At 65.0% G+C, this 15180-nt stretch carries 13 protein-coding genes and 2 tRNA genes; 2 read left to right on the top strand and 13 right to left on the bottom strand.

What is annotated here, in order from left to right:
- Positions 1–4 precede the first annotated feature (4 nt).
- Positions 5–544 carry a DUF1697 domain-containing protein gene (locus tag QFZ40_RS07100; RefSeq protein WP_306903597.1) on the top strand — a complete coding sequence of 180 codons (540 nt, stop codon included), beginning with the start codon at positions 5–7 and terminating at the stop codon, positions 542–544.
- Between the two features lie 15 nt (positions 545–559).
- Here the strand turns inward: QFZ40_RS07100 and QFZ40_RS07095 are convergent, their stop codons facing one another.
- From QFZ40_RS07095 to QFZ40_RS07080, 4 genes are all read right to left on the bottom strand, one after another.
- Positions 560–2176 (bottom strand): GTPase, encoded by a 1617-nt coding sequence (locus QFZ40_RS07095; RefSeq protein ID WP_306903596.1) that lies wholly within the window; start codon positions 2174–2176, stop codon positions 560–562.
- Positions 2173–3966, bottom strand: a complete 1794-nt coding sequence (locus tag QFZ40_RS07090) for a dynamin family protein (RefSeq protein ID WP_373427404.1) — start codon at positions 3964–3966, stop codon at positions 2173–2175. Before QFZ40_RS07090 ends, QFZ40_RS07095 begins: the two co-directional genes overlap by 4 nt.
- Positions 3967–4064: 98 nt before the next feature.
- Positions 4065–4140: transfer RNA gene (locus QFZ40_RS07085), tRNA-Glu, on the bottom strand.
- A 147-nt stretch (positions 4141–4287) separates the two neighbouring features.
- Positions 4288–4359: transfer RNA gene (locus QFZ40_RS07080), tRNA-Gln, on the bottom strand.
- 316 nt (positions 4360–4675) lie between these two features.
- On the opposite strand from QFZ40_RS07080, the gene QFZ40_RS07075 reads away from it, so the two are divergent.
- The gene (locus QFZ40_RS07075) at positions 4676–6055 is read left to right on the top strand and encodes a hypothetical protein (protein ID WP_306903594.1); all 1380 of its coding nucleotides are present in this window, start codon (positions 4676–4678) and stop codon (positions 6053–6055) included.
- Positions 6056–6084: 29 nt separating this feature from the next.
- Here the strand turns inward: QFZ40_RS07075 and QFZ40_RS07070 are convergent, their stop codons facing one another.
- From QFZ40_RS07070 to metG, 9 genes are all read right to left on the bottom strand, one after another.
- Complete coding sequence (locus tag QFZ40_RS07070) at positions 6085–6465, bottom strand: hypothetical protein (RefSeq protein ID WP_306903593.1); 381 nt, start codon at positions 6463–6465, stop codon at positions 6085–6087.
- Between the two features lie 153 nt (positions 6466–6618).
- Entirely contained in the window at positions 6619–7368 is a 750-nt protein-coding gene (locus QFZ40_RS07065) for an HAD family hydrolase (RefSeq protein WP_306903592.1), read from the bottom strand.
- Positions 7368–8915 carry a glutamate--tRNA ligase gene (gene gltX / locus QFZ40_RS07060; protein ID WP_306903591.1) on the bottom strand — a complete coding sequence of 516 codons (1548 nt, stop codon included), beginning with the start codon at positions 8913–8915 and terminating at the stop codon, positions 7368–7370. Before gltX ends, QFZ40_RS07065 begins: the two co-directional genes overlap by 1 nt.
- 41 nt (positions 8916–8956) lie before the next feature.
- Entirely contained in the window at positions 8957–9733 is a 777-nt protein-coding gene (locus tag QFZ40_RS07055) for a fumarylacetoacetate hydrolase family protein (RefSeq protein ID WP_306903590.1), read from the bottom strand.
- 42 nt (positions 9734–9775) lie between these two features.
- The gene (locus QFZ40_RS07050; protein ID WP_306903588.1) at positions 9776–10573 is read right to left on the bottom strand and encodes an MBL fold metallo-hydrolase; all 798 of its coding nucleotides are present in this window, start codon (positions 10571–10573) and stop codon (positions 9776–9778) included.
- 38 nt (positions 10574–10611) lie between these two features.
- Positions 10612–10998, bottom strand: coding sequence for a DUF7793 family protein (locus tag QFZ40_RS07045; protein ID WP_306903587.1), 387 nt, complete (start codon positions 10996–10998; stop codon positions 10612–10614).
- A 157-nt stretch (positions 10999–11155) separates the two neighbouring features.
- On the bottom strand, positions 11156–12268 hold the full coding sequence (locus tag QFZ40_RS07040; protein WP_306903586.1) for a branched-chain amino acid aminotransferase: 1113 nt from the start codon (positions 12266–12268) through the stop codon (positions 11156–11158).
- Between the two features lie 124 nt (positions 12269–12392).
- The gene (locus QFZ40_RS07035) at positions 12393–13445 is read right to left on the bottom strand and encodes a 3-isopropylmalate dehydrogenase (protein WP_306903585.1); all 1053 of its coding nucleotides are present in this window, start codon (positions 13443–13445) and stop codon (positions 12393–12395) included.
- A gap of 169 nt (positions 13446–13614) precedes the next feature.
- The gene (gene metG / locus QFZ40_RS07030) at positions 13615–15162 is read right to left on the bottom strand and encodes a methionine--tRNA ligase (protein WP_306903584.1); all 1548 of its coding nucleotides are present in this window, start codon (positions 15160–15162) and stop codon (positions 13615–13617) included.
- Positions 15163–15180: the final 18 nt, after the last annotated feature.

The following is a 15180-nucleotide window of genomic DNA, read 5'->3' as shown; positions in this document are numbered from 1 at the left end:
CGGCATGGGCAGCTACGCAGTCTTCCTCCGCGGCATCAATGTGGGCGGGATCAACATCAAAATGGCGGACCTCAAGGACGCACTCAGGTCGTACGGGTTCGGGGACGTGAAGACCTTGCTGGCCAGCGGGAATGTGGTTCTCACCAGCGAGCTGGACGCTGCCGCGGTCAAGCAGCAGTTCGAAGAATGCCTGCGGAAGTCATTCGGCTACGACGCCTGGGTTGTTGTCCTGCCCGCGCAGCGGGTGTCGGAGCTGGTGGACGCCTGCCCTTATCCGGAAGACGATAAGAGCACCCACACCTACATCACGCTGGCCTCGGATCCAGCCATGCTGGATGAACTCGATGCCGCGGGAGCATCCCTTGAAAGGGCGGAACAGAAACGCCTTGGACCGGAAGCGCTGGCGTGGCTGGCCCCGGCCGGAGGCACCCTCGAAAGCCCCTTCAGCAAGATCACGTCAAAGGCCAGATTCAAGGCGTCCACCACCACCCGAAACCTTAGGACGCTCATCAAGGTCCGTGACGCGGCGGCCGCACTCTCTTAGCCGCAGCGCTGCGGCTCACCTGCCTATGGCAGTCTTCAGCGCCGCGTTGAACGCCTTCAGCCGGCTGATCTCCACTTCCACCGGCTCCACCACGAGCTCCTGCGCGACGGCCGCCACAGCATTTCTGAGACGCTTCCGGGCCTTCCCCGACCTGGCGTTCGCTGCCGCCGCGGCAATGAACTTCCCCGTCACGGCCAGGAAGATGCCAAGGACCACCCCGCCGGCAATCATCAAGGTAGGAATCGGCCAGCCCTCCACGCGCGGGACCTGCGGGACAGGCATCTGGAAATATCCCAGCGCGGCGAGCACTCCGAGCCAGCCGAGGCCTGCCAGCACAGTCAGTAACGCAAGCCACTGGACGACGTTGAACACTCCCCACCACCATGACTTACGGGATGCCTGGAGATCCGTGCCGGCGATGGCCTGGTCCAGCGCGTCGGGCAGCCGGTCCCTGCCCTCACGGGCTGCACCCCGGATAGCGGCGCGCCACGGGCCGGGGGCACCCGCGCTGGCGTAGTCTGCAAATTCACGGACAGCAGCATCCGTCCGTGCCCTTGCGGGGGCCCCTGCCGGCGGCAGGGAGGTCCTGCTCAATTCTGCCGGGGCGTTGCTGCGGAGGTTCAGCCGCCGCAGCGGATCGGGCCTGAACCGGGACAGCCAGCGTGTCACCGGCCAGCCAGTGCGGCGGGTCGATTCCAGCCGGTAGGAACGTGCCACCGCCCTGACCACGAGCGGAACATTGGCAGCTGTGGCCAGCTCGTCGGTAAGTCGTGATGTGGTGGCCGGCCTGACTCCGGCCGCCTCGCCGTCGCCGGACTCCTCCCGAAGCAGGCGGGCAGCTTTCGCCACGTCGGCGGCCAGCCGCTGCGACAATGCCTGGCGCTGCAGCGCAACATGCCGGATGGCGCTGCGCACCCTGCCGACTCCGGTGCCGAGCAGTGCCGAGGCCCCCAGCACCTGCACCGTGCCCAGCCCGTCCCGGGCCAGGATCCCCTTCAAGGATTCCAGGACGGGTCCTACATCCTTCTCAGGCAGCCGGTCCACCTGGTTGAGCACCACGAGGGTCACTGCACCGTGGGCGGCCAGGGGCGTCAGGAAGTCATTGTGTACAGCGGCGTCGGCATACTTCTGGGGGTCAAGCACCCAAACCAGAACATCCACCAGGCCCACCATCCGCTGGACGACCTCCCGGTTTGCTGCCCTCGTGGAATCGAAATCCGGCAGGTCCAGCAGGATCAGTCCGGTCCCCTCGTCCGCGAACCCCTCCACAGCAGCGGCATGGTGCCGGTTCCTGACCTCCAGCCAATCCAGTAGCGGTGCGCTGCCCTCCGCTCCCCAGATCCCTGCCAAAGGTTCAGATGTGGTTGGCCGCCGGGCTGCCGCCGTCGCGATTTCAGCCCCACTGACAGCATTGAAAAGGGATGACTTACCGCTTCCTGTGGCGCCGAAAAACCCCACCACGGTGTGGTCCCCGGACAGCGAGCGCCGCGAACTTGCGCGCTCCAGGAGCGAGAACACTTCGTTCAAAGGTTCCTCCGGGAGGACCCCTTCGGCGAGTTCGCGTGCATCGTTCAGGGCTTCCAGCCGGCGGTCCAGCTGCGACGATTCCCGCGCATCGCCGTGTCGGCTCATGCTGCCTCCGCCAGCCGCGCCAGGGCGGCAGCGTGGCCGGCCAGTACTCGCGCAGCGCCCGGGTCCCCGTCCGGCAGCCTGTCCAGAAACTTCCGCTGCTCCACCCGGAGCAGTTGCTGGCAGCGGACATGGAGGTCCTCGCGCGCCATCTGGGCGAGCGTGCGGACAGCATCTTCACCGAAAACGGCCTCCAGCAGCTTCTGTCCAACTAGAGCAGTACCTCCGGCGACGCCGATCTCCAGCCCGGTCAGCCCGGCCGTCATGGAGAACACCACAATCATCAGCGCGGCACCCAGTCCGTTGATGCCAAAGGAAAGCAATCTGGCCTGTGTCCGTTTGCCTTGGCCCTCGGTCCGGATCAGTTCCATCAGGCTGGACTGCCAGGCCCTGATCTCTTCGGCGGTTCTGTCCGCAAATCCGGAAGTGGTCCCGGAGAGGTCATCGGTTCCCAGGAGCTGCCGGCCCGCCGGGTCCGCCCGCCATCGTTGATCGGCCTGCTCCGCAGCGTTGGCTGCCTCGTCCAGGATGACGGCCTGCAGCCCTGTCTCAATGGCCACTTCCACCTGGACGGCGGGCGGCGGCTCTCCCCGGAAGAACGCTCCCACCCGGTCCCGGAACCGTCCGATGTTCTGTTCGAGGTTCCGGAAGAACTCGCCGGTCCCCACGAAATCCTGCCAGCGGGACAGCACCTCCCCCCGAAGCAGCGCACCGTCCTTGGTGGCGTCCATGATGCGGGCAGCGGCATCCTGGTAGGCAGCCTGGGCGTCAGCCTCCAGCGTGGCCGCAGCCCGCTGCTGCTCGTTTGCCGCGTCAGCCAGGCTGCTGACCCGGCCCGCCAAGGCCCTGACCGTTCCGTTGAGGGTCCGGCGCGCGATCTCCGAGCGGCGCACAGCATCGGCGGCCAGTTCCTCAAGCCACAACCGCAGCGGCTCCGCTGCCTGCGGGGGCAGCATGCCCAGCGGACCGAGCTCCGTTTCGTGCACTATGAACAGGCCTGCTCCTCCCAGCCCTTCCTTCCGCAGCAAGGCCCTCAGGTCACCGCTCACTTCGGCCTCAGCCTCCGGCGGGACCCTGTCCAGTACGACGGCCACCGTTATGTCCCGGGACGCGGCGTCCAGGAGCAGCCTCCAGGGTACGGCGTCGGCATAGCGGTTGGCTGTCGTAACGAAGACCCAAAGATCGGCCGCAGCCAGCAGCTGTCCGGCAAGCCTGCGGTTCTCGTCGGCGATGGAGTCGACGTCGGGAGCGTCAATGATCGCGATTCCTTGCGGAACCGCCGGATCGGCTACAAGCACGACGGCGGATGTTACGGATGCATCAGGAGTTGTCCCGGCCCGGCTGGCCGGGATGGTTTCCGTGGAACGGGTACCCCGGATCCTGCTCAGGCTGGGCAGGACGCGTTGATCTTCGAACCAACTAGCGTCGGCCGGATGGTGCAGCAGGATGGGCTGGCGAGTGGTGGGCCTGATCGCCCCTGACCGCGTGACCGGATGCCCCACCAGCGCGTTGACCAGGGTCGACTTTCCGGCGCCGGTTGACCCGCCGACGACGGCGAGCAAAGGGGCGTCCAGGCTGCGGTAGCGCGGGAGGATGTAGTCGTCCAGCTGGGCGATGGCGTTCCGGACCTCAAGACGGGCGTGCTCCGTACCGGGCAGGGCAAGCGGCAGGGAAACCATGGACAGATCCTGCCGCACGGCCTCAAGCAGACCGAGTGCCCCGGCCCCAGCCAGGGACGGCGCCGTGGCCGGCTTTCGGTCCGGGGGCGGCGGAGGCAGGTCGTTGGAGCTCACAGCATCATCATGCCAGTTGAGGACCGCTATGGGCCGCCTCTCCAGCAGTTCTGCAGCAACGAAAAAACGGCCCCGGGCTGATGCCCGGGACCGTTCTATGGTGACCCCAGCGGGATTCGAACCCGCGTTACCGCCGTGAGAGGGCAGCGTACTAGGCCGCTATACGATGGGGCCCTGCACTTCCAGGAAGCAAATTAGCTTCCGACCGGCATTTCTACCGGCAGCTAAGCGAGTATTTCACACACTCAGCAGCTGTTTCAAATCGGAGGAACCGCTCTGAAACCCCTGACTTCCGGTCTATTGCTGCGATAGAAATCAGAGCTGGGATACCAGGACTCGAACCTAGAATGACGGTACCAGAAACCGTAGTGTTGCCAATTACACCATATCCCAATGATACTTTCGGGCCGGATTTTCGGGCTTCAACCCGCGCTCCGTGCCCCTCAGCACGAGAAACTACTTTACCCGAGACTTTTAGCTCGCACAAATCGGCGCCGCCCGTCCACGCTGCCCGCCGGCGGCTAAGGCCGGCCTGACGTTCGACAGTTAAAACAATTGCCAATTCCCCGGTCATAAGTTTACTCTCGGTAAGTTACCCGAGAGTAACTACTGCCGTGTTTACGCAGGCCTGCCATTCGGCCGACTGTATCGCAGACAAAGGGGCGGCAGTCGTGCAGCTACCCGCTGAAACCGTCGAGAGGATTTACCTGTGACACAAAGTCGTGCCGCCAGCAAAAGCCGGCCCCCTGCTCAACAGATCGCCATCGGCACCCTTGCCCTGCTGCTGATCGGGCTGCTCGCGTTCTACACCCTCGTCACAGGCCGGATCACTGATGGCTCCGCCAAACTCCGTGACGGCGCGAGCCAGGCTTCCGCGGGCGCCAAACAGCTCAAGGACGGCGCCGGTCAGCTCGCCGCCGGAGCCGGCCAGGCGGACGCCGGTGCCGGCAAGCTCTCCTCCGGCGCGGAAAGGATCTACCTTGGCGTCACTGACAAGCTCGCCCCGGGTGCCGACAAGCTGCAGGCCGGAGCCGAGGAGCTGGCCACTGGGGCGGTAAAGATTGAGACCGACGTCAACAACAAACTCGCTCCCGGCGTCTACAAGGTCGACGACGGCGCCAGGAAGCTTGCGTCCGGAGCCTCCCAGCTTTCCGCCGCGCTGACGCCGACGGCGGCAGGTAACGCGGACAACAACCTCGCGGACGGCGCGACCCGGCTCGACGCCGGCGCGGCCCGGCTGGCTGACGGGACCGGAACCCTGGCAGCAGGCACCGGGCAGCTGAAGGGCTACCCCGGCGCCAACAACAACCCCGAGGCGGGAACCGGTACCGCCGCGCTGGCGCAGGCCCTCGACCTGCTCCAGGCCGCGGCTTCTGATCCGCTGCAGGGCCTGGTTCCGCTGGCGGCCGTCAAGGACAAGATCGCCAAAATCGCAGCAGGCGCCCACAAACTCGACGCCGGGGCATCCCAGCTGCAGGCAGGTGCGGGCCAGCTGCGCGAAGGAGCGATGCAGCTTCACGCCGGAACCGGCAAGCTTACCGGCGGTTTCAGGACGCTGGCCGCAAAACTCAACAGCACGGATCCCAACAACCCGGGGGTTGTCATGGGAACGGAACTGCTGGCTGATGGAACGTCGAAGATCCGGATCGGCATGGACGGCGTCCCCGGAGATCCGGAGCACCCGGGACTCATCAAGGCGGCAGCCCGGATGACGGACGGCAGCTCCCGGCTGGCAGACGGAACCGCGGCGCTGAATACCGGAATCAAAGGCGACCCGGCCGACACCGCGAACCCCGGCCTGCTCACTGGCACGCAGGCGCTCGCTGCCGGCGCCGCAGAGCTTTCGGCCGGAAACACCAGGCTGGCCTCCGGCTCCAGCCAACTGTCCACGGGTGCGGTCAAGCTGGCGGACGGCAACGCCAGGATCGCCGAGGGGACGGGCACCCTCTACTCCGGAGTGGCGGCCGTCTCGCCGTCCACGGTAGTAGGGCAGCCCGACGGTTCCCTGGCCCTTTGGCTCGTGGGGCTACTGGGGCTGGGGTCGATTGCGGCTTTTGTAGTCCTGCGCAAAAGACGCGCCGTCCTCTAAGGCATCCAGGCGCCGTGGCTGGTCCGGGTTTAGGGGTTGCTGCCGCTTCCCGGGGTGGCGGGATCCGTGGGCTGCGACCGGCCGGTACCCGGGGCCCGGCGCTGTCCGTTGGCTCCATTCTGACGCCCGTTCTGGAACCGCTGCGAGAACTGCTGTGCGGCTTCCGACTTTGCCATCGAGTATCCGATGGCGCCCCCGCCGCCTCCGGCCAGCAGCACAGCAACGCCTGCCGCGATAAGGATCTTCGGAATGCTCCACCACCCCCTCTTCCCCGGGGAGACAGGGGCATGACCCGTAGGAGCAGTAGGCGCATTGGGATGAGGCTGGGCCGGCGCCGGAGGCCCGCCCAGGACTGGGCGGACGGCGCCGGCGGGACCGGGAACGAGGGGCTGGTTGCTTTCCTGCTGCACGAATTGTCTCCTCAAGAACGAATGGGATCAGCGCCATCAGTTAAGTGCAGGAAACTGGTGAATGACTGGGGGCCAGCCGTGGACTCCCCGGGGCTGAGGATAGCGGGCCGCTCGCCGACACCCGAGGAGCGGCCCCGCCGCGCCAACGGAGCGCTACTGCGTTGGAATGTCCAGGAGCTCGGCCAGCGATCCGGCCTCGAATCCGGCGAAGCCATGCGCAGGTTCCCCCGCCCTGTTGAGCCAGACCCCCAGGAGGCCAGCCGCCGTCGCGCCTTCCGCGTCCAGCAGCCGGTTGTCACCGACAAAGAGGGTGTCAACGGGCGTCGTTCCGAGGAGCCGGACCCCTTCGAGGTAGATTGCAGGCTCAGGTTTGGCCACCCCGACAGTATCCGTGCCGACAAGCCTGGTGACGCGTTCCAGCCCGGCGCCGTCGAGTTTTGCCCGCTGGTAGTCGTGCACATTGTTGCTGACAGCACCGTAGGGAATTCCGGCATCGTCCAGGAGGTCCAGGAGCGGCGCAACGTCGTCGAAGGCCCTGACGTACGCGGGCTGCACGCGTCCGTAGGCGGAAAGCCACTGGTGCGCTTCCTCGCCGTCAGCGAGATCCACGCCGAAGTGCCCCAAGGCGGCGCGGCCGCGGAGCAGTCGCTGGTCGTTGAACGTCAGCTCACCGGCCAGATACCTGTCGTAATAGTGCGTGGTTTCATGGGTGAAGATCCTGCCGAACCTCTCCCACCCGGCCTGGTCCAGGCCGGGCAGGAGGTGTTCGCTGACCTCGCGCAGGGCAGTGGTCATGGCGTATTCGAGGTCAACCAGGGTGTCGTCAATGTCAAAGAGAACACCACGGATGGTTCCGAAGCGCGTCGCCAGCGATCCTGTCCTGGCGATGGAGGAACCAGACATCAGCCGCGGAAGGTGCGGAGCCGGCTCAAGGATGAGTCCTTGCCCAGGATCACCATGGACTCGAAAAGCGGCGGGGAGATCCGGCGGCCTGAGATCGCTGTCCGGACGGGTCCGAAAGCCAGCCGGGGCTTAATGCCGAGGCCTTCCACGAGCGCCTCTTTCAATACCGTCTGGATGCTTTCCGGGCTCCAGTCCTCAAGGGGCTCCAAGGCGCCGAGGGCGGCATCGAGCACTTCCGTGAGGTTCTCCGGGAGGCCCTTGCGGGCGTCATCCGCGATGTCTATCGCGTCATCTTTCTTGAAGAGGAAAGCCAGCATTTCCGGTGCTTCGCCCATGAGGGAGATGCGCTCCTGGATCAGCGGCGCCGCCTCGGTCAGAATCTCCTCCTGGCGCGCCGTCAGGTCCTCCCCCACCAACCCGGCCGCGCGCAGGTACGGTACCAGCCGGGCGCGGAAATCCTCGGGATCGAGCATACGGATATGGGTGCCATTGATGGCCTCGGCCTTTTTGATGTCGAACCTGGCCGGATTGGCCAGGACGTCCTTGACGTCAAAGTATTCAATCAGCTGGTCCACCGTGAAGATGTCCTCGTCAGCCGAAAGGCTCCAGCCAAGCAGTGAAAGGTAGTTCAGCAGGCCCTCGGGGATGAATCCGCGGTCCCGCAGCAGGAACAGGTTGGACTGCGGGTCACGCTTGGACAGCTTCTTGTTGCCTTCGCCCATCACGTAGGGCAGGTGGCCGAAGACCGGCAGGTAGCTGGCGACGCCGATTTCCATGAGGTAGCGGATCAGCACCACCTGGCGGGGCGTGGACGAAAGCAGGTCCTCGCCGCGGAGCACGTGCGTGATACCCATCAGTGCATCATCGACGGGGTTGACCAGCGTGTACAACGGGGAGCCGTCGGCCCGAACAATGACGTAATCCGGAATACTGCCTGCCTTGAACGTGATCTCGCCGCGGACCAAGTCGGTGAACGTGACATCGTCATCCGGCATCCTGACCCGCAGTACCGGCTGACGGCCCTCGGCTTTGAAGGCAGCGAGCTGCTCTTCGGTGAGGTCGCGGTCGAAGTTGTCGTAGCCAAGCTTCGGGTCACGGCCGGCCGCGCGATGGCGGGCCTCGACTTCTTCCGGGGAGGAGTAGCACTCGTACGCGTAGCCGGCGTCGATCAGCTTGCCGACCACATCCTTGTACAGGTCAAGGCGCTGCGACTGCCGATACGGCTCGTGCGGGCCTCCGACCTCCACGCCCTCTTCCCAGGTGATGCCCAGCCACTTCAGTGCCTCCAGCAGTTGCTGATAGCTCTCCTCCGAGTCGCGCGCGGCGTCCGTGTCCTCGATGCGGAAGACGAAGGTGCCCTTGGTGTGCTTGGCGTAGGCCCAGTTGAACAGAGCCGTGCGGATCAGCCCGACGTGCGGGGTGCCGGTGGGCGACGGACAGAACCGGACCCGGACCGGGGTGTCAGGAGTGACTTCCCGGATAGCTTCACTGGGCAGATCAAACGGGGCGGAGCTGGAAACGGCGTCGGGCGCGGAGGGAGTAGTCATAGTGCCTCCAACTTTACCGTCTGCCCGGCGGAGAACCCGGCTTAGCGGCGAACCACCGGGTTGGACAGCCGGCCGATCCCCTCGATCTCGACTTCGTAGCGGTCACCGGCATTCACCAGGCCCACTCCCGCCGGCGTGCCGGTCATGATGACATCCCCGGGCAGGAGCGTGAACGCCTGCGACACGATGGACACGAGTTCCCGGACGCCGCGGATCATCTGGCTGGTGTTGCCGTCCTGCCGGAGTTCGCCGTTGAGCCTGCCCTGTATCTGCAGGTCCTCGGTATCAAGCTCGGTCTCGATCCACGGTCCCAGGGGTGCGGAGGTGTCGAAGCCCTTGGCCCGGGCCCACTGGAGGTCGGTCTTCTGCACATCCCTGGCGGTCAGGTCGTTTCCGCATGTGTAGCCGAAGATGACATCGTCAACGCGTTCTTCCGGAACGTCCTTGCAGATCCTGCCGATGACCACGCAGAGTTCGGCTTCAAAGGAAACTTCTTCGGAAAAGTCCGGCAGCACGATGGGATCGTTCGTCCCCACCACGGCAGTGTTCGGTTTCAGGAACAGCAGCGGCTGCGCGGGGACCTCGTTGCCGAGCTCGCGGGCGTGCTCCACGAAGTTCCGTCCGACGCCGATGACCTTGCTTCGGGGAATGATGGGGGCCAGGAGCCGCACATCTTCGAGCTTGTGGCGGACGGAGGTCCGTTCCACTCCGTTGAAGAAGGGGTCGCCGTGGATGACAGTGATCTCCTCACTGCCGGACTCGCCTTCAACAACGCCGTAGAGAGGATCAGAATCGACTACAAACCGGGCAATACGCATGGTTCCAACCCTACAGTCTCCGGCCGGAGCCTCCCGAAACGGTCAGCCGCGGCCGGGATGTCCCCGCAGGTAGTCAAGCTGCGCAGCCACGGACGTTTCGGCCGCACGCCTGACGGAAGGGCCGACGTCGGCATACACGGCATCCGTGACCTCCGCCACCCCCGCGTTCCTGCCCAGGCGGTCCAGCGCTTGCCTGATCTGGGCAAGCCTCTCCTGCCGGTGGTCACGGTAGGAGCGGGTGACCGCCTCCAGCGAAGGCAGGACGGGACCGTGGGCGGGAAGGACTGTCGCCGGGCCCAGGCTCTCCAGCCTGTCCAGCGAGGCCAGGTAGTCCCCGAGCTTCCCGTCCGGGAAATCCAGCATTGTGGTTCCCTGGCCGAGGATCGTGTCACCCGTGAGCACGGAGCCGTGAGGACCGTCGTCGGGCAGCTGGAAGCATACGGAATCCGATGTGTGGCCAGGCGTGGCGAGAACTCTCATTTCGACGCCCGCTGCCCTGATCACGTCACCGTCCCGCAACGGCCCGCCGCCGTGACAGTGCCGGGGATCCGCGGCCCGCACGGGCGCACCCGTCAGCTCCTGAAGCCGCACCGAGCCGGCCGTGTGGTCGGCATGCCGGTGGGTCACCAGGATCAGTTCAATCCGGCCATGGTCCACGAGCCTACTGAGGTGGCCGTCGTCGTCCGGGCCGGGATCGACGACAACCCAAGTACTGGCTCCGGGCGCCGCGATCAGGTACGAGTTAGTACCGTCCAGGCTCATCGGCCCGGGGTTGGGCGCCAGGAGGGAAGCTGTCAGGGTGCTGCAGGGCACGACGCCGCCGCTCCGGTTCGGGTTCACGGGACCATCCTTGCACCTCACGGCGGACCGCGCCGAAATCAGTCGGACCCGGCCAGCGGTTCCTGTAGCCAGTTCATGGCCTCATTGCGGGAGGTGAAAAACCGGGTGGGACACGGGAGTGTCCGCCGTGCCATAGCGAAGTTGGCTATGACACGGTTCAGTGGGCTCGAGCCAAGCAGGGCAATTTGCGAAGCGGCGCACTTGATGCTGAAAGCGGACCTGGCCTGGCGGGTCACCGTTTGGGTGTTCGTTATGTCGATCAACATCGGGTATTCGGCACCGTCGGCAAGCTCATTGACCTTTGCGATCGCCGCATGTACGTCGTCGGCTTCCAGGACAGTCCCGGGCTTCCACACAAGGTGGAGAACTCCCTCGGCGTCGAGTTCCACCGTGCCTTTGCCGCCGTTAACAGTGATTGGTTTCATCTTTGCTCCCCCAGCATCTTGTGGAGCTAAGACTACTGCTTGTTTGAAGGGTGCGCAGCGAAATTGCCCGAACAACGCGGGGTCACTTAACGCCCGTCCCGAGGGGGTTAATGGGCGATAAGTGACCCCGCGTTGCAGGAGTCAGGGGCTTCTGGTATCAGGCCAGGCGGGTCAGCCAGCCATGGGTGTCCGGCACGGTACCGGTCTGGATACCCAGGAGCTGCTCGCGGATTGCCATGGTGGTCTCCCCCGCTTTCGCATCCTCCGAGCCGATGAACTCGGTGGCGTCCTTGAGCACGCCGATGGGGGTGATCACGGCGGCGGTACCGCAGGCAAAGACCTCGGTGATCTCTCCGGATGCCACGCCGTCGCGCCATTCGTCCAGGGTGATCTTGCGCTCAGAGACGTCCCTGCCCATGTCCTTGGCCACCTGGATGACGGAGGAACGCGTGACTCCTTCGAGGATGGTGCCGGTGAGCGCGGGCGTGGCCAGGGAGCCGTCCTTCATGACGAAGAAGACGTTCATCCCGCCGAGCTCTTCAATGGCGTTGTCATTGAACTGGTCCAGGAAGAGAACCTGCTTGCAGCCGTTGGCCTCGGCCTCCTGCTGGGCAATGAGGGAGGCGGCGTAGTTGCCGCCACACTTGGCCGCGCCCGTGCCGCCGCGGCCTGCGCGGGCGTATTCACGCGAGATCCAAATGGAGACGGGCTTGAGTTCCCCGCCGAAGTAGTTGCCGGCCGGAGAAGCGATCACCCGAAAGGAAACTTCCCGCGCTGCCCGGACGCCGAGGAAAGCCTCGGTGGCGATCATGAACGGGCGCAGGTAGAGGGCCTCACCGTCTCCGGCCGGGACCCACTCCTTATCCGTTGCCACCAGCTCACGGATGGCGCCAAGGAAGTATTCAGCGGGAAGTTCCGGAAGGGCGAGCCTGCGCGCGGATTTATTGAGGCGGGCCGCGTTGGCTTCCGGACGGAAAGTCCAGATGGAGCCGTCTGCATGCCGGTAGGCCTTGAGCCCCTCGAAGATCTCCTGGCCATAGTGCAGCACCGCTGCCGACGGGTCCAGGGAGATCGGCCCGTACGCTTCCACGCGCGGGTGGTGCCAGCCGCCGTCGCCGTTCTCGTCAACGCTGTAGTCGACGATGGCGGTGTGGTCGGTGAAGAAGTTGCCAAATCCCGGGTTCGCCAGGATGGCTGCACGCTCTTCAGCTGACTTCGGGGTTGCCGAGAGCTGCTGGTTGAATTCGACGCCATGGGCAGTCTGAGTCATGGTTCCTCCACGATCGGCTGCCTGTGAAAGTGGTTCACCCTTGAACCATCAGGCAGCATTTGGTGATTCGAAACTAGCTTACGCCGGTTGGCAGTGCCCTCAGAGCCGGGACCCTGCGCGGGTCCTAGAGGGCCGCGGCGATGGCATCGCCGACAGCGCTGGTGGTGCGGGCGCCGCCGTCGCGGTTTTCGACGTCGGCGATGACCGCCGCTTCAATCTTCCGTGCCGCTCCGGCGTACCCGAGATGGTCCAGCAGAAGTGCTGCGGAGAGGATCGCCGCGGTGGGATCCGCCTTCTGCTGTCCGGCGATGTCCGGAGCCGAACCATGCACAGGTTCGAACATGGACGGTGCAGTGCGATCCATGTTGATGTTCCCCGAGGCGGCCAGGCCGATGCCGCCGGTGACTGCTGCGGCAAGGTCGGTCAGGATGTCCCCGAAGAGGTTGTCCGTGACAATCACATCGAAGCGCGACGGGTCGGTGACCATGAAAATGGTGGCGGCGTCCACGTGCAGGTAGTCGTGGGTGACCTCAGGGAATTCCTGCGCGACCGCGTCGACGGTGCGCTTCCAGAGGTGGCCCGCGAACACCAGGACGTTGTGCTTGTGCACCAGCGTGACATGCTTGCGCTCACGTGCGCTGGCGCGGCGGAAGGCGTCCCGGACGACCCGCTCCACGCCGTGGGCCGTGTTAAGCGAGACTTCGGTGGCCACCTCGTGCGGAGTTCCGGCACGCAGGGTGCCGCCGTTGCCGACGTAGGGTCCTTCAGTGCCCTCGCGGACAACGATGAAATCGATGGTGCCCGGGTTTGCCAGCGGGCTTCCCACGGTGCCGAAAAGCCGGGACGGCCGCAGGTTGACGTAGTGATCCAGGCTGAAGCGGAGCTTGAGCAGCATCTCCCGCTCGATGATCCCGGAGGGGATCCGGGTGTCTCCGGGAGCGGCACCGACGGCGCCGAAAAGGATGGCATCGCGTGTGCGCAGGTCCGCCAGCACCTCATCCGGCAAGGTCTCGCCGGTCGCCAGCCAGTGCTCGGCACCGAGCTTGTAGTGCGTCTGCTCCAGGCCAACGCCCTCAGCCGCAACGGCCTTTTCGAGGACTTTCAGTGCCTCGGCGATGACCTCCGGGCCAATACCGTCACCAGGAATGACAGCGAGATTAATCGTGGATGCGCTCATGCATTTCAGGGTAGCCAAGTCATCCACATTCTGGTCAAGCTGTCTCATAATGCGAACAGTGCCAACGCTCCCTCATCTTTCGCAGCCAAAACAGCAACGCTTCCTCACCTTTTGAGCACGAAAGGTGAGGAAGCGTTGTCCAAAAGAGCGCGAAAGGTGAGGAAGGGTGTTAATCCTCGTACTTGGGGAATACCGGCGAGGGCGCGGGCAGCGGCGTTCCCGGGACGATCGGCGTCGGAATCGCTGCAAACTCGCGGTTCTGGCCTTCCGGCTGGCCGAGGGTGTCCAGCAGCGCGGCCGTGGCAGTGGGCATCACGGGCTGGGCCAGGATCGCCACGATGCGCAGCACTTCCAGCGTCACGTACAGGACAGTGTTCATGCGTTCGACGTCGGTCTTGCGCAGGACCCAGGGGGCCTGCTCGGCGAAGTAGGCGTTCGTGTCGCCCAGGACAGCCCAGATGGCTTCGAGGGCACGGCTGAATTCCTGCTTCTCGAACGCGGCCCGGGCTGTCCCGAGGAGCGCGTTGGCCTGGTCCAGGAGCGCGGAGTCCTCAGCGAAGAAGTCGCCCGGAACGGGGACCCGCCCTTCGCAGTTCTTGGCCACCATGGACAGTGAACGCTGGGCAAGGTTTCCGAAGTTGTTGGCCAGGTCCGAGTTGGCCCGCCCCACGATGGCCTCATGGTTGTAGCTGCCGTCAGCACCGAACGGAACTTCGCGGAGGAAGAAGAAACGCACCTGGTCCAGGCCGTACTGGGCCACGAAGTCAGCCGGCGCAACCACGTTGCCCAGGGACTTGGACATCTTTACGCCGTTGTTGTGCAGGAACCCGTGGATCATGACACGCTTGGGCAGCTCCAGCCCTGCGCTCATCAGGAACGCGGGCCAGTAGATGGCATGGAAGCGGGAGATGTCCTTGCCGATGATGTGCACGTCGGCAGGCCAGAACTTCCGGAACGCCTCGGAATCCACGTCCGGGTAACCCACTCCGGTCAGATAGTTGGTCAGGGCGTCAACCCAGACGTACATGACGTGCTTGTCGTTGCCGGGGACCGGGACACCCCAGTCGAAAGTGGTGCGGCTGATGGAAAGGTCCTCCAGGCCGCGCTTGACGAAGCTGATGACTTCGTTGAACCGGGACTGCGGGGCGCCGAATTCGGGCCGTTCCTCGTACAGGGCAAGGAGCCGGTCCTGGTAGGCGGACAGCCTGAAGAAGTAGCTCTCCTCAGCTGTCCAGGTGACCTCGGTGTCCGTCTCTTTCGAGTAGCGCACGCCGTCGTCCTTGACCACGGTGTCGTCCTCGACGTAGAAAGCCTCGTCCCGAACGGAGTACCAGCCCTCGTACTTTGAAAGGTAGATATCGCCGTTGGCCTCCATCTTCTTCCAGATTGCCTGCGAAGCCGCGTAGTGGTCAGCGTCCGTTGTCCGGATGAACCGGTCGTAGGTGATCCCCAGGGCGGAATGGGCAGCCTTGTATACCTCGGCGTTCCGGTCCACGAGGTCCTTGGGGCTGATGCCTTCCTTTTCGGCAGTCTGGGCGATCTTCATGCCGTGCTCATCCGTGCCGGTCAGGAACATCACGTCATAGCCGTCCAGCCGCTTGAAGCGCGCCATAGCGTCGGTGGCAATGTACTCATAGGCGTGGCCGATATGCGGCACGCCGTTGGGATAGGTGATGGCCGTGGTGATGTAGAACGGCGTTTTCTCTGAAGCAGTCACGAGCGGACGATTACCTTT

It is taken from the genome of Arthrobacter pascens, from assembly GCF_030816475.1.
GTDB classification, from domain to species: domain Bacteria; phylum Actinomycetota; class Actinomycetes; order Actinomycetales; family Micrococcaceae; genus Arthrobacter; species Arthrobacter pascens_B.
The sequence above is the reverse complement of the archived record's forward strand: the minus strand, read 5'-3'. Positions and strand labels throughout refer to the sequence as shown.